Here is an 18,369-nt window from a genome sequence, read left to right on the forward strand (position 1 = left end):
AACATGCGTATCAAACTCTTTTTCGGCGGTGAGGCGATCACCATCCCCAAAACGGATTTCGGACTGGCCTACGCGCTGGTCAGCGTCTGGATCGATGGCAACGGCTTCACCAGTGCGGCGAATGCGATCGGCACCATCGGCTATGTCTGCCTCGAGACCGAGGAGGTGGACCTCGGCGATGTCGATGCTGCGACCCAGCAGACTTTTGCGAACCTGCATGCGACGGTCGTGCATTACGACATCACCACCAATCTTTTCGTCAAGGACGGCGGGATCGCGACAATAACCATGACGGTGTCGGTGCAGACCGGCGGCCAGTTGACGGACCGCAAGCTGCAGTTCCAGGCAAGCGCCTGCCGCGGCGTTTCCGTTCTGACCAGTCCGATCTCGTTCTCGGTCGAGATGCTCCAGCAAGCCTCCCCGGTTGCATTGCTGGATGACGGCACCATCCTGTCCGACGACGTCGCCGTCGCACTGGGGTCGCAAAGCCCGTCTGCCGACGCCACTCAAGCCGATCCGGCAACCGGCGGCGACGTCGCGGCCGCGCAGACGGGAGTTGCCTGATCATGGCAGACCTCCCTGTGGACGCCGCGGGTGCGGTTGCCGGCCTCTCCGCTGGTGGCCTGCGCCTGGAGCAATTCCTCGATGACATGTCGGTCGAGACGAAGTGGATCGCCGGCCACCACATCGTCTGGCAGACCGGCCAGCAGAACGGTGCCGACGGCTCCACCCCGGAGGATCACACCCATTGCAGTGCGTTCGTTGCAGCGGTGGCGCTCGATCTCGACATCTATATCCTGCGGCCACCCAGCCATCCGCAGGAGCTGCTGGCCAATGCGCAGGTGGCCTGGCTCGATGGCGGCGACTATCCCGGGCCCGCCGCCACCGCATCCGGCTGGCAGCCGCTCGGCACGTCGGGTGATCCTGCCGTCATCGCACGCGCGGTCGAGCTGGCGAATGCCGGAAAGCTCGTCGTCGGCGGTTACCTGCAACCGGCCGTCACCGATCCCGCGACCGGGAACCTCGTCCGCAAGCCCGGTCATGTGGTTGTGGTTCGTCCGCAACCAGGCAATTTCGCATCCGCGACCGAGCCGCTGGTGACGATGGCCAGCACCAGGAACTGGCGCCTGATCCAGATGGCCGCCGCCTTCAGCGCCCACCCCGGGGCATGGCCCGCTGCCATCCGCCTCTTCGTCCACGACACCGATCTGGAGGAGGACGGTATGGCTCCGATCGATCCGACATCCGGCACCGGAGCAGAGTCCGAAGGTCTCGGCTCACACTCCGCAACGGTGAAGTAGGTTTGGCGCGCGCGTAGGTTTATGGCCTGTATCTGCCTCTCGACTTCGCCGGACAATGCGCCTGTGAGCTGTCCACCCGAGAGAATTCCATTGGACGTCGAACTGCCGCGCACCGGACACCAAGCCGGCCTGGAACGCGTACTAGGGCTTCTTCCGATCGGAACGGATCGGAGAAAAGCTCCAGCTTGTCGATTCGGAGAGCGCCGTTATCCGATCGATAAGCACGATCGAACGAAACGGCGCTAGACGACCGAGGCACGTCATGTCTGGTTGCCGCGCAGTGGGCTGAACCAAGCTTCCGACAGCGGAATGCTTTGCATGCAGCAGGAGCTGAAACGTTCGTCCCGACTGATTACACTGCTTCAGATGTTCGCCTGGCGGACGGGGTGGGATTCGAACCCACGGTACGCTTTCACGCACACACGCTTTCCAAGCGTGCGCCTTAAACCACTCGGCCACCCGTCCTCGCCCGCGATCCGACCGCTAGACGGTCAGGGCGGCGGACAATAGCAAAGTCCGGTTCCGAAGCAAGGGCGGAACCGCCGCGTCAGCTCTCCATCTTCAGGGCCGCGAGGAAGGCAGTCTGCGGGATCTCCACCTTGCCGAATTGGCGCATCCGCTTCTTGCCCTCCTTCTGCTTGTCCAGCAGCTTGCGCTTGCGGCTGATGTCGCCGCCGTAGCACTTCGCGGTCACGTCCTTGGACAAAGCGCCGATGGTCTCGCGGGCAATCACCCGGCTGCCGATCGCCGCCTGGATCGCGATCTTGAACAGCTGCCGCGGGATCAGCTCCTTCAGCTTGGCGCAGATCGACCGGCCGCGTGTCTCGGCCGCACCTTTGTGGGCGATGAAGGACAGCGCATCCACCGGTTCCAGATTGACCAGGATGGAAATGCGCACGAGGTCGCTCTCCTCGTACCCGTCGATCGCGTAGTCGAAGCTGGCATAGCCGCGGCTGACCGATTTCAGCTTGTCGTAGAAGTCGAACACCACCTCGTTCAGCGGCAGCCGGTACACCGCCATCGCCCGGTTGCCGACATAGGTCAGATCCTCCTGGCGGCCGCGACGGTCGTTGCACAGCGTCAGAACCGCGCCGAGATATTCGTCCGGCACCATGATGGTGGCCTTGATCCAGGGCTCCTCCATGCTGGCGATCACCGAGCCGTCCGGCATGTCGGCCGGATTGTGCAGCTCCTCGGTCTCGCCGTTGGTGCGGTGCAGCTTGTACACCACCGACGGCGCCGTCGCGATCAGGTCGAGATCGAATTCGCGCGAGAGCCGCTCCTGGATGATCTCCAGATGCAGCAGCCCGAGGAACCCGCAGCGAAACCCGAAACCCAACGCCGCCGAGGTTTCGGCCTCGTAATGGAAGCTCGCATCGTTCAGCCGCAGCCGCGACAGGCTTTCGCGAAGCTTCTCGAAGTCGTCGGCGTCGATCGGATACAACCCGCACCACACCACCGGCACCGACGGCTTGAACCCGGGCAGCGCCTCGAGTGCCGGACGGCGATCCTCCGTGATGGTGTCGCCAACGTTGCAATCCGCGACTGTCTTGATCGCAGCCGTGATGTAGCCCATCTCGCCAGGCCCGAGCTCGTCGACCGGCTTCATGGCGGGGGTGAAGACGCCCACCTGCTCGACGGTGTGCACGGTCCCCTTGGCCATCATGCGGATCTTGGCGTGGCGCTTCAGGTGCCCGTCCTTGATCCGCACCAGGATGACCACGCCGAGATAGGCGTCGTACCAGCTATCCACCAGCAGCGCCTTCAGCGGCGCATCCGCATCGCCGGTCGGCGGCGGCAACCGGGTGACCAGCGCCTCCAGCACGCCCTCGATGTTGATGCCGGTCTTGGCCGAGATCTCCACCGCATGATCGGCCGGGATGCCGACCACGTCCTCGATCTGCTGGCGCACCCGCTCCGGCTCTGCGGCCGGCAGGTCGATCTTGTTCAGGATCGGCACGATCTCGTGGTGCGCGTCGAGCGCCTGGTAGACGTTGGCGAGCGTCTGCGCCTCTACCCCCTGGGAGGCATCCACCACCAGCAGCGAGCCCTCGCAGGCGGCCAGCGACCGGCTCACCTCATAGGCGAAATCGACGTGGCCGGGGGTGTCCATCAGGTTCAGCACGTAGGTCTTGCCGTCCTTGGCCGGGTAGTCGAGCCGGACGGTCTGCGCCTTGATGGTGATGCCGCGCTCGCGCTCGATATCCATGTTGTCGAGGACCTGGTTGGTCATCTCGCGCTCGGTCAGCCCGCCGCAGACCTGGATCAGCCGGTCGGCGAGGGTGGACTTGCCATGGTCGATATGGGCGATGATCGAGAAGTTGCGGATCAGGGCGAGCGGCGTGTCGGTCATGCGCGCACAGATAGGCGAAACCGGCGCAAAAGTCAGCAAGGCGCGCGGCAGCGGCCTTTCATCATGCGCCGGCCCTGCAGCGGATCAGCGCCCGAACTCGGCAAGCTCGGTGTCGCGCAGCAGATGCACCCGCTGCCGGAGCGCCTCCGCGCGTGCCCGTCCGGAGAATGGCGCGTCCGAGACCAGCGCGGTGACCGCCCCCTCCTGCCTGGCGCCCATCGCCGCGGCTTCGTCGACCATCTCGCCGGTGATGGCGCTGCGCGACTGCCGGCAGCGCACCAGCAGCATGGTGCCCGCACGCTTGCCGACGATGTCCGGCCCGACGCCGCCGCCGGTGAACCCCATTTGCGTCGTCCAGCCGGCGCGATCGAGCTCAGCGGCGCAGAGGCGGCGGAACTCCTGCGGCGTCGGCACCGGCTCCGGCCGGGCGGTGGCTCCGGCCGGGATCGCGGGTGCCACGCCGCTTTCGTTCGGCGGCCAGCCCGAATCCTCGACATGCGCGAAGTGCTTGCGCCGACGCGCGACGACTGCGGCGCCGATGACGAACACCAGCAACAGCAGCCCGAGCAGCACGCCGATCAACGGACCATAGCTCCCGGATCCCGCCCGGCCCGTCCCCGCATTCGGCGGCCAGGCGGGCACCGTTGCACCCGCTGCCGATGCTGGTGTGGGCGTTGCGGGAGCCGGTGCCGCGGATGTTGGGGCGGCGGGCAAGGCCGATGCCTCGGATGCCGGTGCTGTGGGTGGCGACGCCGAGGGCACCGGCGGCGGCGCGGGTGGCGGCGTTACGGGTGCCGCCGTTGCGGGTGCCGATGCCGCGGATGTTGGGGCGGCGGGCAAGGCCGATGCGTCGGATGCCGGTGCTGAGGGTGGCGGCTCAGAAGGCACCGCCGGCGTTGCGGGTGCCAGTGCTGCGGGTGCCACCGTTGCAGGTGCCGCCGTTGCAGGTGGCGCCGTTACGGGTGCTGGTGTTGCGGGTGCCGGTGTTGCGGGTGCCGGTGTTGCGGGTGCCGGTGTTGCGGGTGCGGGTGTTGCGGGTGCGGGTGCTGTTTCAGCGCTCGGAGACGCGGCTGCGGGAAGTGCCGGGGACGCCGTGGACGATGGAGCCGCTACCGGCGTCGGCGAAGGTGCCGTTGCCGCCGCCTGATCGGAGACAGATGCAGCGGCCATGACCGGTGCAGGCTGCGCCGGAGCCGGTGCCGACTGCATTGGTGCAGCCGGTATCGATGCGGCGGGAGCCTGCGGACCCGGCGCCGCCTGGGGCCTGGGCGCGAGTTGGACCGGTGCGTCAGCCGTCACGGCAACCGGCGGCGTGGGCAGAGCGCCGGTTGCCGGTCCCGGCGGTGGCGCATCGACCATCGCCATGTGCGGCGGCGCCGGCGGCCCGATTGCCACACGCGCTGCCGGGCGGATCTCACCTGCAAGGACGTACACCGGAGGCTCGCCAGGCCGCGGCGGCACGCGACGCAGCAGCACGAGCCCGCCCTGCTGAAGGATCACCTCGAGCCGAAGCGCCGGGGACAGAACAAAGCAGCGACCCGCACTGTGGACATACCGAACCCAGTCGCGGCCCCGGGCGCGCGCCTCCGGGCCATGCAGCGCCAACGTGGCCCTCGGATCGACGCAGCCATAGAGCGTGTGGCCGACCTGGTAGTATGAAGCAGCACCCGCTGCCGGCGATGCGGCAAGCAGCAGAAGTGCCGCCGCAGCCAAACGACGCTCCATTGGTGTCCCCTCCGTGGCCTGGACGTCCGGAGCCCCCGATCGTTCCGGTACTGGCAGGAGTGGCACGTTATTTTGCCTTCAATAGGGCACGCAAGCCGCAGCTTGGCCGCAGTGCGTCGGATCACGGCATCAAGAGCGTCAATTGCGGCGCAGGCTCCACACCACGTGGCGCCGACGGCTCGAGCAGGCTGCGGACGCCACACCCCACGAGGAACGTGGCGATGCGATCGAAAATGTCGGGATCGCGGCTTGGATCGTCAGGATCACCGCGCGGCACCCAGATGATGGTGTCGTAGCGCGCCCGGGTCAGCAGCACGCGGTAGGTGTTCAGCCGCCAGGCGATCTTGTCCGCATCGCGCGCGATCTGCCACCGCGTGCCACGAAACGAGCGCGCCTGCCACGGCCCGGATTCGGCCGCACCGCCCACCGCGCGGATCAGGTCCGCGTCCCAACAAACACCAACCTGGTCGAGCTCGAGTCCCTGCACCGAGAATTGCGTCGCCACGATTTCCAGCGAATCCGAGGCCCGCACATCACGATCCCGCAACCAGCTTTCGAGGAACCAGCGCGCCACGGCCTGAGGATCCATATGCGGCAATTCGCAGCCGAGCCCCTCCGCCCGCAGGCGCCGCGCACCCGCGCTCGCTACCAGACCCGCACGATGCACGCCACGTGCGCTCGCACGTAATCCGCAGCGCAGCATGTCGAGGTCGCGCGTCAGGCGGAACGGCACCGGTCCGTCCTGTGCAATGACCTGCCGCGCCGCCGCGACGTCCCCGCGCAACACCGCATCGACCCAGGCCGGCGTCGCATCATGACGCAACGACCGCACCGGCACCGTCAGATGCAGCGCCGGTTCGACATGCAGGCCATCCAGCGCCGCCAGCCGATTTCGCGGCTCCGGGTGTACTAGCGAAAACTCCGAGACGAACACGCGCCACTCCGGCCGCGGCACAAGTGCCAATCCCCATTCCGCAAGGCCGCCCTCCCCGTCATGAATTTCCTGTCCGTTGCCGATCAGGCAGACGATGCCGGCGAAACCCTCATGCCGCGCCATGATATCCAGCACATGCGCCGGCTCCGACCGATCCAGCTGCACCGGACGATCGCGCGTGTGGGCAATCGCGTGCGCCTCGGTCCAGCTCCGCTGCGCCTCGTCGATCACCACCACGCGCTCGGGCGGCGTCTTGCCGGACTTCACGTTGTCGTCGCGAAACTTCGGCAGCGCCTGGATCACGCCTTTCATCCTGTGTGCAGCCGGCGCTCGTTTTTCCGATTTTGCCACCGCATCCCGCACCAGCGCCTCGCGCAGCACATGCACGAGTGTCGGGTTACCGGTCAGGAACACCGCATCCGCCTCGCCCTCGGTTCGGGAGAAGGCGACGTTGAGGCCGCACAAGGTCTTGCCGGCGCCGGGAATGCCGGTCACGAACAGGATCGCCTTCGCGTTGTCGGCACGGGCCCGGGCGAGAATGGCGGCAATGCGATCGGCAGTCCGGGTCAGGTTGAACGCATCCGCCCGCGCGCTGGCGATCTCGGCGACGTTGTTCCGATCGTAAAGCAGGCAGGCCGCCTCGATGACGTTCGGCACCGGCCGATACGCAGCGAGCTCCCATGCGGCGGCGTCGAGCGCGTGACCGACAGCCGGCACCAGGCGATCGAGCGAACCCACGAGATCCGGGAGGCTTTTCCCGTTCGCGAGCATCAACGGCGCGCAGCCGCCGATCAGGAACGGCAGCGTCGGAAACGGCGTGGCTGCCTCTGTGGCGACCAGGATCGGCAGAATCGGCTGGCTGCGCGAGCCGGCGTGGAAATCCTGCAGGTCGAGCGCATACCCTTCAAGTTGCAGCTGGTCGGCCACGTCGAACCGGTCGGCGCCCACCTTGAACTCGATGACGAACACTGCCCGCGGCGACAGCAGCACGACATCGATCCGGCCGCCGAGCCGCGGGATCTCGAACTCCAGCAGCACGTGCCAGCTGGCAACGTCATCCAGCCGTCGCAGCGTGTCCTTCAGGAGCGGCAGCTGGATTTCCCACGCGCGAAGCTGCTGCACTTCGTTGATCCGGAACCGGCGGACGGCTCGCTCCGCCAGCGTTTCCAGCAGCCGCGTTTCGGAAAGCTCCAGGAACGAGCCGGCACGTCCGGACCACCAGGCTGTCATCCGGAGCGGCCGGCTCGCGTCAGCTGATGAACACCGCGAGTTCGGTGTCGCGCAGCAGATGCACCCGGTGGCGGAACGCCTCGTCACGCGCCCGCTGCGAGAACGGCGCGTTCGAGACCAGTGCCGTCATCGCGGCATCGTGGCGCTTGCCCATCTCCGCCGCCTCGTCGACCATCTCGCCGGTGATCGCCGTGCGCGACAGCCGGCAGCGCACCGCCAGCAATGCGTCCGCCCGGTGGCCGACGATATCCGGGCCATTGCCGCCACCGTTCAAGCCGAGCTGCGTCGCCCAGCCGGCACGCTCCAACTCGGCCGCGCAGATCTTGCGGAATTCCTGCGGCGTCAGCGTAGCATCGAGATCGGCGGCGGTCTTCACGACGGGTGCCGTGATCGTATCATCCTCGTTCGGTGGCCAGCCGGCATCCTCGACATGCGCGAAATGGCGGCGCCGGCGGGCCACGACAAACGCGGCCAGCACGAACGCCAGCAGCAGCAGCGTCACCAACACACCGAACAGCAGCGCGCGGCCGGGATGTGCCGTGTTGCCCTGCCGGTCATGCGGCGGCCAGGCTGGAACGCCGGCCGCGGCCGGAGCCGACGGCGACGCAGCAGGCGCGACGATCGGGGCCGCAGGGGTCGCCGTTGCTGCCGGCGTTGTCGGAGAGGCCGGTTGGGCAGCGGGAGCGTCCGCAGCGGGCGCCGGAGCAGGCTCGGAAGCTGGTGTCGCGGGTGCCGGTGTCGCGGGCGACGGTGTCACGGGTGCAGGTGACACGGGCGTCGGGGCGGCTGCGGAGGCCTGAGCGCCTGCGTCCGATTTGGAGACATGCGTGGGGACCGGAACAGGAGCCGAGGGCAGCGCGGACGTCGTTGCGTCACCCGAAGCCGTCGCGGGAGAGGCCGGGGATGCGATCGGAGCGGGAGCGGGAGCTTGAGCCGATGCCTGGTTACCTGCCGTCGCTGTCGAGGCCGGCGGCGTGACACCTTCCGGCGGAGAAGCAGCTGTCGTGGCAGCGGGCGCCTGTGGGCTGTCGACCACAGCTGCGGGGGGCTGCCGTCCCGCTGGGGCCGGAGGCGCAGACACCGGCGATGGCGTCGCTTCTGCCGACCCGCCCAGCGCCACAGCAGCCGGGGCAGCAGCAGCCGGGCCCGCTGCAACCGGGGGTGCCGCAACCGGGGGTGCCGCAACCGGCGCCGGTGCAACCGCGGGTGCCGCCTGCTCCGGCGCCGTGACCGGCGCGCTTCGGGCGGCCGTGCTGTCGGCCTCGGCGCGTGTCGCTGGTCGTTCCGAGCGATGCCGCGATCGCTCCACAACCGGCGCCTGGGCGGCCCGGATGTCGCTTGACACCACGTAGATCGGTGGCTCGCCGATATGCGGCGGCACGCGGCGCACCAGTGCGACGCCGGTCGCGTGCTCGAGGATCTCGAGCCGCATCTTCGGCGTCAGCAGGAAGCACCGCCCCGCCTCGCGAACCTGCTGCGTCCAACCCACCGGATGGAAGCGGCCGAAACGGCTGCTCAGGCTGAGGGCGGCATGCGGATCGACGCAGCCATAGGCGGTGTGGCGGACCTCGTAATACGGCGCCGCGGATGCCGCAGGGATGCATCCCAGCAGCAACAGGATCGCCGTCGGCATGCGACGCTTCATGGTTTCCCCCTTTCGACCTCGACGTTCCGCAGGCCGGATCGTTCCGCTAACAGGAGGTGAGAGCACCCGCTCGACGGCGCGCCCTCAGCGACGCAAACTCGCCCCGGTCGCCTTCGCCACCGCAGCAACCACCTTCGCCGATGCCGCCTCCAGTTCCGCATCGGTCAGGGTATGCTCGCGCGGCTGAAACACAACCTCCAGGGCGAGCGACTTCATGCCGTCCGGCAGCCGCTCACCCTCGTACAGGTCGAACAGGCTCACTCCGGCGATCAGTGTCCGCTCAGCACCCCGCGCCGCCCGCAGCACCGCCTCCGCCGTCACCGAAATCCCGACCAGGAATGCGAAATCGCGACGCACCGGCTGCAGCGATGGCAGATCCGGTGCCGCCTTGCGACGCCGCTTCGGGTCCGCCACCGCATCAAGGAACAGCTCGAACGCCACCGCCGCCCCACCCTGGCTGCCGGCCTGGCTCCAGCTCTGGCTGAGGCCCGGATGCAGCTGGCCGAAATGCCCGAGCACGATCTTCGGCCCCTGACGCAGCACGCCGGACCGCCCGGGATGGTAATGCGCCGGCGCGTCCGCGGTGATCGAAACGGCCTCCACGGGCACGCCCAGCGCCGTCAGCAGCGCCATCACGTCCGCCTTGGCGTCCCACACGGACACCTCCTGTGCGGGACGGCCGATATGGCGCGCGCTACGACCCGTCCGCAGTCCCGCCGCGATCAAGCGTTGCCCGCCAAAGATTGGGCCGCCGGGCACGGGGCCACCTTCGGTGAAGCCGGCGCCGATCTCGAACAGCCCAAGGTCGGCCAGGCCGCGCGCGGCGTTGCGTCCGGCCGCCTGCACCAGCGTGGCGAGCGGCGTCGGCCGCATCTGGTCTAGGTCTGCCGCGATCGGGTTCAGCAGGTGCAGGCTCTCGGGCGCGTCCCCGAACCGCGCCGCATGGGCGCGCGCTGTAAAGCTGAAGCCGATGCACTCGGCCATCCCGCGCGAGGCCAGCAGCCGGCGCGCGGTGGTGCTGCGGACCTGCCGCGGCGTCAGTGACGGCAGCGGCACCGGTCCGAGCGATGGCAGCGACACCGGCGGCACCGCATCCAGCCCGGCCAGCCGCAGCACCTCCTCGATCAGGTCGCATTCCGCTTCCACCGCCGCCACGCCTGCCAGGGCCGCCGCCTCGTCGCGATCGGCACCCGGCTGCAGTGCCAGCGTGATCGGCGCGGCGATGTCGTTGCGCCAGGACGGCACGTCGAATATCGCCCGCTCGTCGTCACGCGACCGAACCGCAAAGCCCAGCGTCTCGAGCGCATGCACCGCCTCGTCCGGGTCCACGTCGAGGCCGCCCAGCCCGGCAATCCGCGCGAACCGCAAGCTCGCCTCGCGCTGCCAGGTGGGTTCCGCGCCCGCCGACACGACCTCGCTCGCCTCGCCGCCACACAGCTCGATGATCATCCGGGTCGCAGCCTCCAGCGCTGCCACCGGAAGCGCCGGATCGATGCCGCGCTCGAAGCGCTGGCGGGCGTCCGAGTTCAGCCCGTGCCGCCGACCCGACAAGGCAATCCGCACCGGCTCGAACAGCGCGCACTCGACGAACACCGAGGTCGTGGTGTCCGACGCCCCGGTCGCCTCGCCGCCCATCAGCCCGGCGAACGACTGCACCCCCGCCGCGTCGGCAATGACGCAATCCTCCGGGTCGGCGACGTAGTCGCGGCCATCCAGCGCACGCAAGGTTTCGCCGGCGCCACGTTGCAGCGTCAGTACGCCACCCGTCACCAGGTCGGCGTCGAACACATGCAGCGGCCGCCCGAGATCGAGGGCGAAGAAGTTGGTGACATCCACCAGTGCGCTGATCGGACGCAGGCCCACCGCCGTCAGCCGCTCCTGCAGCCAGGTCGGGCTCGGCCCGTTGCGCACGCCGCGGATGGTACGGCCCAGCACATACGGGCAGGCCTCGGGAAAGGCGTTCTCCCACGTCACCGGGCTGTCGAACGTGCCCTCCACGGTCTGCGCCAGCCAAGGCCGCAGGTGACCCATGCCGGCTGCCGCCAGGTCGCGCGCAATGCCCCGTACCGCAAGCGCATCGCCTCGGTTCGGCGTGATGGCGATCTCGATCACCGGGTCGTCGAGCCCGGCGAAGTTGGCGTACGACTGGCCCGGCGTGGTGTTGGAGGGCAGCTCGGCGATGCCGTCATGCTCGGTGCCGAGCCCCAGCTCCCGCAGCGAGCACAGCATGCCATCGCTCTTCTGGCCGCGGATCTCCCCGGCCTTGATGGTGATGTCGCTGCCAGGAATGTAGGTGCCCGGGGGCGCGAAGATCACCGAGATCCCGGTCCGCGCGTTCGGCGCCCCGCACACCACCTGCACCGGTGCCGGCGCCCCATCCAGCCCCTCCAGCCCGGCATCGACCAGGCACACGCGCAGCCGGTCGGCGTTCGGGTGCTGCTCGGCGGACAGGATCCGCGCGGTCCGGAACGGCGCCAGCGCGGCGCCACGGTTCTCCACGCCCTCGACCTCGAGGCCGATCTGGTTCAGCCGCGCGGTAAGCTCGTCGAGCGTCGCATGCGTGTCGAGGTGGTCGCGCAGCCAGGACAGGGTGAACTTCATCGCTCAGATCCCCTCATGCAGCATGGCCGGCGACAACGGACTGGAGCCATAATGCCGCAGCCAGCGCAGGTCGCTCTCGTACAGCGAGCGCAGGTCGGGGATGCCGTGCTTCAGCATCGTCAGCCGCTCGACGCCCATGCCGAACGCGAACCCCTGCCACTCGCGCGGGTCCAGCCCGCAATTCGCCAGCACCCGCGGATGCACCATCCCGGAGCCCAGCACCTCGAGCCAATCCGCGCCCCCACCGATCTCGCCGGTCTGCCGGCTCCAGCCGATATCCACCTCCATCGAGGGCTCGGTGAACGGGAAATACGAGGCACGGAACCGGATCGGCAGGTTCGGCTGGCCGAAGAACGCGCGCAGGAACTCGATCACCGTGCCCTTCAGGTGCCCGAGCGTGATCGCGCCCTCGCCCGAGGCCGGCCCGATCACCAGCCCCTCGCACTGGTGGAACATCGGCGAATGGGTGGCGTCGTGGTCGGCGCGGTAGGTGCGGCCCGGCACGATGATGCGGATCGGCGGCGGCGCGGACAGCATGGTGCGGATCTGCACGCCCGAGGTCTGGGTCCGCAGCACCCGGCTCGCCGGACCCTCACCCGCCAGCGGCGGCAGATAGAAGGTGTCGTGGTCGGTGCGCGCCGGATGATGCGCCGGCGTGTTGAGGGCGGAGAAATTGTGCCAGTCGGTCTCGATGTCCGGCCCCTCAGCGACCGAGAAGCCCATCGCGCCGAAGATTGCCACCATCTCCTCGATGGTGCGGCTCAGCGGGTGGATCAAACCGAGGGTTTCCGGTGGCGCGGGGAGCGTCACGTCCACGCGTTCGGCCAGTAGCCGCACGTCCAGTGCCGCCGCCTCCAACGCCCGCCCGCGCGCCTCGATCGCCGCACCCAATTCGTCGCGCAGGGCGTTCAGCGCGGCGCCGCGGGCCTTGCGTTCCTCGGGGGCAGCCTTGCCCAGCTCCTTCAGCAGCGACGTCAACCGGCCGGACTTGCCGAGCGTGCCGACCCGCACGGCGTCCCACGCGCGTGCGTCCGAGGCGGCCTCGAGGGCGACCAGAGTGTCCTGCTTCAGCGTGTCGAGATCGTCGGGCATCGTCGTCCTCAGGCCGGCGCAAAAATGCCGGGGGGACGTGGTTAGCGGATAAGCCTCGAGGCGACCAGAAGGCTCAGCCGATCCCCGTCAGCGCCGCCAGCTTGCCCCTGACCTCGGCCAGCAGCGCCGGCGTGATGGAGATGCCGGCAAGCTCGAACGGACGCGCCAGCGTGTCGATGCTGCGGACATGGCTGGTCAGGATCTCGCCGGCGATGGCCAGGCCGTCAGGCAGCACGACACTGGTCGGGAACGGCCGCACCCGGTTGGTGATCGGGCACACGATCAGGAACCGCGTCGCCTCCCAGAACGGCGCCGGCGACACGACCAGTGCCGGACGGCGACCACTCTGCTCACGCCCGGTGCGCGGATCCAGATCCAGCCAGATCAGATCGCCGGCCTGTGGAACGGGGCCAGGCTCGTTCAACCGGCCTCGCGCCCGAGGTCCCGGCCCCAGTCGAAGGCGTCCGACATCGCGTCCGGAGTCATGCCGACCAGCAGATCGGCCAGCGCGTATCGCGGCCGCGCAACCAAGATCACGATCCGATCGGATTCCGCTTCGACCTCGACCTGGATGCCGTCGGCCAGTCCGAACCGCTGCGCGAAATCCTTGGGTATCCGCATGCCGAGGCTGTTGCCCCATCGCGTCAGCTGCACCTGCATGGCACCCTCACTGTTGGATAGCCATTAGATAGCCCAAGTGCCGGGTGAACCACAACAAAAAAGGCTGCCCCGGTGGGAACAGCCTTTTCTGAAGACGTCGAGACAGCTGGTCAGGCGGCGATGGCGGTCTGCACCTTCTTGACGATTTCGGCGAAGGACGCGGGATCATCGAACGCGATCGCAGCAAGCACCTTGCGGTCGATCTCGATCTCGGCCTTGTTCAGCCCGGCGATGAAGCGGCTGTAGGTCAGGCCGTGTTCGCGAACCGCGGCGTTGATGCGCTGGATCCAGAGCCCGCGGAAGTCGCGCTTCTTGTTGCGACGGTCGCGATAGGCGTACTGGAGCGACTTCTCCAAACGCTCGAGCGCGATGCGGTAGTTGGTCGACGAGCGACCGACGAAGCCCTTGGACTGCGCCAGGACCTTCTTGTGACGGGCGTGTGTGGTTACGCCCCGCTTTACGCGTGCCATCTGTCAGTGCTCCTCAGGCCAGCCCGTAGGGGGCCCACTGCTTCACAGTCTTGCCGTCCTGCTCGGCAAGCACCTGGCTGCCGCGGTTGGACCGCTTCATCTTCTGCGAGCGATTGATCAGGCCGTGGCGCTTGTTGCCGGGACCTGCGAGCACCTTGCCGGTCGCGGTGATCTTGAACCGCTTCTTGACCGACGACTTGGTCTTCATCTTGGGCATTTTGGTCTCCTACCGGTGGAGCTGCCCTCTCCCTTAGGAGGTGGCCCACCGCGGGCCACAGGACAGCCGTCGCGGCCGGGCATGCCCATTCCAGGCCCGGACGCGCGATCAGGGAAGGGTGTTTAGGGCCTCGAGCCCCCAGGATCAAGTTCCCTGAAGGCGCTTATGCCAACGGCACGTTGAGCGTCGCATGAACCTCCCGCGTCTCCCTGCGGAACTCGGCCAGGAACACCGACCGCAGCTCCGGTTGCGCGTGCAGGTGTTCGTAAAGCGGCTGCACGACGCTGGCGATGCGCTCCGGGCTCAGCTCGAACAGGGCGCCGAGGTCGTGGCGCGTCAGCACCGACAATGCCGCCATGAAGGCCCGACGCTGCAACCCGATCGCGCGGCGCACGGCAGGGTCGGCATAACCCTGTCCCAGCACCGGCACGACGGCGCCGGCGATGGTCCTGACGTCACTCACGGAGCCATGCTCCGCCGTGTTGACCATCTCGATGCCGACATTCGGGATTGCGCTCTCAGGATGGATGACCGCGTGGATCGTGCATCCCCGGGGCGTCGGCGCGCTCTGCTCATAGACGGCAAGCGGGGCGCACTGGTGGATGAAGAAGGCATGCGCATCCAGCCGGCCGAGCGATTGCAGCAGGTGGGACGCCGACCAGCCGGTACCGCAGGCATCGACCAGCAGCCCACGGGCGCCGATCCGATCCCGGGCATAGGCCAGGTAGTCCGGCGACGCACCCAGCCTGGCGATCCGGCTGGTGTAGAAGTACTCGGCCGGGATAGCGGGCCCGCCACCCGGGGGCCGGAGTGCCCGGAACAGCTCCAGCCACAGATCGCAGTCCCGGCTGCAGAACAGCAGCCGATCGGCGCCGATCTCGCCGGCGACGCGCAAGAGCTGGATCGTCGATAGCAGCAGGATCGGCAGGTTGAGATCGACCTGGATGCGCTGCAGCCCGCGCATCACCGGATCCTCGTGCGTGCTGCGGAGCCGTGCCTCGCGCACCAGCAGCGCCAGCGGACGCAGCTCGGCCTGCATCAGCCAGCCCTCGACCAGGCTCGGCGTGGCGACCTCGGTCCGCACCGACGGGATGCCGAAGCGCGTCGGCATCTCGACATCGGCGAGCACGTCGTCGCCCAGGTGGCGAGCGATATCGACGGTGGGGGCGATGCGCGGCCAGATCAGGCCCTCGCGCTTGCCGCGGGTGGACACGATCAGCCCGACCCGCTTGTCCAGGCCAGCCGCCGCCAGCAGGGAGCGGATCGCCGGCTCCGGCAGATACATGTCGGAAATCAGCAGGTCGCCGTGCCGCACCTGGTCGATGTTCTCGGCAATCGGAATGACGTTGTCGATCTCGGCCGCGAGCTCGAGCGATTTCAGCCAGTCCGCCTGGTCCGGCGTGAGAGACCACAGCCCGGCGAGCGAGACGTAGATGTCGTCCAGGGTGTAGGCGCGGCCCGCAAGCTGCCCCTCCGCCATCAGCCGCGCCTGCACGAAGCCGGGAATGCCGACCTGGGCCCCGACCTGCTCGAAGATCCGCCACGGCTCGAGGCAGCGGCGGGCGATCAGCGTGTCGAACACGTCGAAGCTGTTGAGCCTGATCCGGATATCCGGCGTCTCGGGGCCGACCATGCCTGCCGACAAGGTTCTGAGCGCGTAGGCTGCGCGGGCCCAGCCGAACAGGTGCAACACCCGATCGCGCGCCGCCACGCTGAGCGCGGGATCCGGACCGGTTCGGCAGCCGACCTCGGCCATGGCGGCGATCAGTGCCTCGAGCTGCGGCTCGATCCAGCGTCGTCCGGCCCCCACACCGACCCCGACGTCGCCATCCGACGCGGGCTCGGCGGAAATTCGCCAGCCGAGGTGCACACCGTCCGCCGCATCCGCGAACAGATCGTCGGCCGCTCCACCACGCGGCACGATGATCGGGGTGCCGCAGGCGATCGCCTCGAGCACCGGCAACGCGAACGAGGTGGCGCGCACCGGTGCAACAAGACAATCGGCCACTCCGTAGAGCGACGGCGCATGGGCACCGGAGAGGATCGTGATGGCGGCGCGGGTGATGTCCCGGCCGAGATCGGGGCAAATCGGGGCGAGTTGCAGCAGCATCTCATGGACTGCGAGGCCATCGGGATCCGAGCTGTCGGCCAGCAGCAGCCGGACGCGATGGCCACGCACCCGCAGGGCCGCAAAAGCCCGCAGCAGCAGATCGGCGCCATTCGCCCAGCTCGCGGCGCCCATGTGCAGGAACAGGATCTCGTCCGGCGCGCAGCCAAGCCCGGCACGGCCCAGCTGGCGAGCCGCCTCGGTGATCGGGTGGAATACGGCCGGGTCGACGCCGAACGGCACGACGTGCACCGCGTCCGGAGCGTAGCCGCTCTCGACCAGGCGTGTCCGTGACCAATGCGACGGCGTGACGATCAGGCCGCCATTCTGCGTGAAGCCGCTCGATCCGAATGAACCGGGCGCGAAGTCCGCTGCGGTCAGGCCGGTATCGGTGGCAATGAAGCTGAGACCGCGGCTCCGATCGCCGGGCGCCGCCGCCCGATACGGCCAGCCAAAGCGATAGACGACGCCCGGCACGGCATCGACGGCAGCGGCGGCGAGCTGACGTGTCAGTTGCTCGCGATCGGCGTCCGACAGGCCGGGATCGGCGGTGGCCGCGAGATGCCTGGTCCGGCCAGGAGACGCATGATCGGCAAGACCGGCGCCACCATTCTGCAGCAGGTGCAGCGCCAGCCGCTGATGCGGGATCGCATCGGCGTCACGCGACGTGAGCGGCCCCTCCACACGCAGTGTCCGCGAGCCCGTTTGCGTCTGATCGACGAGTGCTTGGGGGGCCATGGATCATCCTGCCGGGGAAGTGCCGCATCACCCCCCGGTTGTGCGCCATGGCTTCCTAACAACGCGTGAAGATGCCCCCGATTTTTCTCGGCACTACTGGGAGACGAGCTTGTAATGCACCTCGATGGACGAACCGTTCGGGAAATAGGCGTCGTATGTCAGCTGATCGACACCGACGAAGCCCGGATCGCGCCGATACACGACGCGCTTGCCGACATGGGCCGAGCTCATGCACTTGGCGAACGGCGTATTCGCGACCTCGGCCACATAGCCGGGGCCGTGCACCACCGTCGCAGTGCCGTGCTGAGGCGGCAACGTGATCTTGATGTCGACACCATCCACATCGGAGCAGTCCGGATTGAGGCTGGCGTGGAATACCAGCTGCGCCTCGTTGCGATCCGGCGACAGCAGGAAATCCAGGTTCGCCAGCACGCGCCTGGTGCCGCCCGGACCATCGATGATGGTGAGCGCACTCGGGCGCTTGGCCTGCGCCGGGGCTACCGCGGCAAGCTTCGAGAGGTCGGCGTCGCTGCCTGGCGGGGATTCGCATCCGGCTGTCAGACCGGCAACCAGGATCGTGAATCCGGTTGCCACCAGGGCTCGGGAAAACGGACGGACATGCATGAATTCGTTGCCTATTGATCGATGAAACTCAGGATGCGTTGCCGATGGTGACGTTCATCCTGCGAAGCTCGGCAGGCGTCAGGAACGCGATCGAAGCCGGACCGGTCGAGATCATGCGGCTGACGATCTCGTCCGGAACACCCCAGCGAATACTGAGCCGCGCCATTTCCAGGGTCGCTGCCATCGCCCCGGTCGTTTCGTCACCGGCAAGGTTTTCCGCGCTGTGGATGCCGATCCTGGCGCTCGGCATGGCGGCGCGCCTGGCACCGGCGGCAAACAGCAGGAAACACGCCGACTCACAGTCTGCATGAGCGCCGACCACGACCGCCGCATCGATACGCCGGATCAGTTCACCAAGCCGCGCCCCCTCGCCGACCACGCCGCCCGGGCTGCTCAAGGCGAAGGCGGCCAGGTGGTGGTTGTCGAGCGAGGTGAGCAGGAAGCGGGTCAGCCGATCGGTATCGCCCGGCAGGATCATGCCCTCGATCAGGACGAGCGAGCGCTCGGGGCCGATATCGATCCGGCGGAAATCGGCCGCCGATGCGGGCGTGCAGCAGACTGGAAGGCCGACGATCGCGAGGAGCAGCCAGGCCGTCGTTCTCAAGGTCGATCGCATCCGTTGCCGCAAGAGCAGTTTATAAATGTCGCCATCGGCTTCGCAACCGGCAGATA

Annotated in this window: 16 protein-coding genes and 1 tRNA gene; 3 read left to right on the forward strand and 14 right to left on the reverse strand. The window is 68.3% G+C overall.

The window, feature by feature from the left end; genetic code table 11:
• Positions 1 to 3 precede the first annotated feature (3 nt).
• Positions 4 to 564 carry a hypothetical protein gene (locus ACOEQ2_RS06880; protein ID WP_419730641.1) on the forward strand — a complete coding sequence of 187 codons (561 nt, stop codon included), beginning with the start codon at positions 4 to 6 and terminating at the stop codon, positions 562 to 564.
• Between the two features lie 2 nt (positions 565 to 566).
• Complete coding sequence (locus ACOEQ2_RS06885; RefSeq protein ID WP_419730642.1) at positions 567 to 1,301, forward strand: hypothetical protein; 735 nt, start codon at positions 567 to 569, stop codon at positions 1,299 to 1,301.
• Between the two features lie 375 nt (positions 1,302 to 1,676).
• On the opposite strand, the gene ACOEQ2_RS06890 is transcribed toward ACOEQ2_RS06885, so the two are convergent.
• The 3 genes from ACOEQ2_RS06890 to ACOEQ2_RS06900 form a co-directional block, all read right to left on the reverse strand.
• Positions 1,677 to 1,766 (reverse strand) — tRNA-Ser (locus tag ACOEQ2_RS06890).
• Between the two features lie 82 nt (positions 1,767 to 1,848).
• Positions 1,849 to 3,654, reverse strand: coding sequence for a translation elongation factor 4 (lepA, locus tag ACOEQ2_RS06895; RefSeq protein WP_419730643.1), 1,806 nt, complete (start codon positions 3,652 to 3,654; stop codon positions 1,849 to 1,851).
• A gap of 84 nt (positions 3,655 to 3,738) precedes the next feature.
• Positions 3,739 to 4,227 (reverse strand): restriction endonuclease, encoded by a 489-nt coding sequence (locus ACOEQ2_RS06900; RefSeq protein WP_419731153.1) that lies wholly within the window; start codon positions 4,225 to 4,227, stop codon positions 3,739 to 3,741.
• 71 nt (positions 4,228 to 4,298) lie between these two features.
• Here ACOEQ2_RS06900 and ACOEQ2_RS06905 point away from each other — a divergent pair, with 71 nt between their 5' ends.
• The gene (locus tag ACOEQ2_RS06905) at positions 4,299 to 4,826 is read left to right on the forward strand and encodes a hypothetical protein (RefSeq protein WP_419730644.1); all 528 of its coding nucleotides are present in this window, start codon (positions 4,299 to 4,301) and stop codon (positions 4,824 to 4,826) included.
• A 674-nt stretch (positions 4,827 to 5,500) separates the two neighbouring features.
• Here the strand turns inward: ACOEQ2_RS06905 and ACOEQ2_RS06910 are convergent.
• From ACOEQ2_RS06910 to ACOEQ2_RS06960, 11 genes are all read right to left on the reverse strand, one after another.
• On the reverse strand, positions 5,501 to 7,543 hold the full coding sequence (locus tag ACOEQ2_RS06910) for a DNA/RNA helicase domain-containing protein (protein ID WP_419730645.1): 2,043 nt from the start codon (positions 7,541 to 7,543) through the stop codon (positions 5,501 to 5,503).
• 19 nt (positions 7,544 to 7,562) lie between these two features.
• Positions 7,563 to 9,188 carry a restriction endonuclease gene (locus ACOEQ2_RS06915; protein WP_419730646.1) on the reverse strand — a complete coding sequence of 542 codons (1,626 nt, stop codon included), beginning with the start codon at positions 9,186 to 9,188 and terminating at the stop codon, positions 7,563 to 7,565.
• A gap of 84 nt (positions 9,189 to 9,272) precedes the next feature.
• Positions 9,273 to 11,789, reverse strand: coding sequence for a phenylalanine--tRNA ligase subunit beta (gene pheT, locus ACOEQ2_RS06920; protein ID WP_419730647.1), 2,517 nt, complete (start codon positions 11,787 to 11,789; stop codon positions 9,273 to 9,275).
• A gap of 3 nt (positions 11,790 to 11,792) precedes the next feature.
• Positions 11,793 to 12,881 carry a phenylalanine--tRNA ligase subunit alpha gene (gene pheS / locus ACOEQ2_RS06925; RefSeq protein ID WP_419730648.1) on the reverse strand — a complete coding sequence of 363 codons (1,089 nt, stop codon included), beginning with the start codon at positions 12,879 to 12,881 and terminating at the stop codon, positions 11,793 to 11,795.
• 73 nt (positions 12,882 to 12,954) lie between these two features.
• Complete coding sequence (locus ACOEQ2_RS06930) at positions 12,955 to 13,305, reverse strand: type II toxin-antitoxin system PemK/MazF family toxin (RefSeq protein ID WP_419730649.1); 351 nt, start codon at positions 13,303 to 13,305, stop codon at positions 12,955 to 12,957.
• A complete protein-coding gene (locus tag ACOEQ2_RS06935; RefSeq protein ID WP_419730650.1) occupies positions 13,302 to 13,541 on the reverse strand; it encodes an AbrB/MazE/SpoVT family DNA-binding domain-containing protein in 240 nt (79 codons plus the stop codon). Before ACOEQ2_RS06935 ends, ACOEQ2_RS06930 begins: the two co-directional genes overlap by 4 nt.
• Before the next feature lie 110 nt (positions 13,542 to 13,651).
• A complete protein-coding gene (gene rplT, locus ACOEQ2_RS06940; RefSeq protein ID WP_419730651.1) occupies positions 13,652 to 14,011 on the reverse strand; it encodes a 50S ribosomal protein L20 in 360 nt (119 codons plus the stop codon).
• 13 nt (positions 14,012 to 14,024) lie between these two features.
• Positions 14,025 to 14,228, reverse strand: coding sequence for a 50S ribosomal protein L35 (gene rpmI / locus ACOEQ2_RS06945; RefSeq protein ID WP_171833204.1), 204 nt, complete (start codon positions 14,226 to 14,228; stop codon positions 14,025 to 14,027).
• Positions 14,229 to 14,391: 163 nt separating this feature from the next.
• Entirely contained in the window at positions 14,392 to 17,073 is a 2,682-nt protein-coding gene (locus ACOEQ2_RS06950) for a glycosyltransferase (RefSeq protein WP_419730652.1), read from the reverse strand.
• A gap of 93 nt (positions 17,074 to 17,166) precedes the next feature.
• Entirely contained in the window at positions 17,167 to 17,667 is a 501-nt protein-coding gene (locus ACOEQ2_RS06955; RefSeq protein ID WP_419730653.1) for a hypothetical protein, read from the reverse strand.
• A 58-nt stretch (positions 17,668 to 17,725) separates the two neighbouring features.
• On the reverse strand, positions 17,726 to 18,301 hold the full coding sequence (locus ACOEQ2_RS06960; protein ID WP_419730654.1) for an ATP-dependent Clp protease proteolytic subunit: 576 nt from the start codon (positions 18,299 to 18,301) through the stop codon (positions 17,726 to 17,728).
• Positions 18,302 to 18,369: the final 68 nt, after the last annotated feature.

Origin of the sequence: Lichenicola sp. (genome assembly GCF_965198575.1) — a bacterium.
Lineage (GTDB): Bacteria > Pseudomonadota > Alphaproteobacteria > Acetobacterales > Acetobacteraceae > Lichenicola.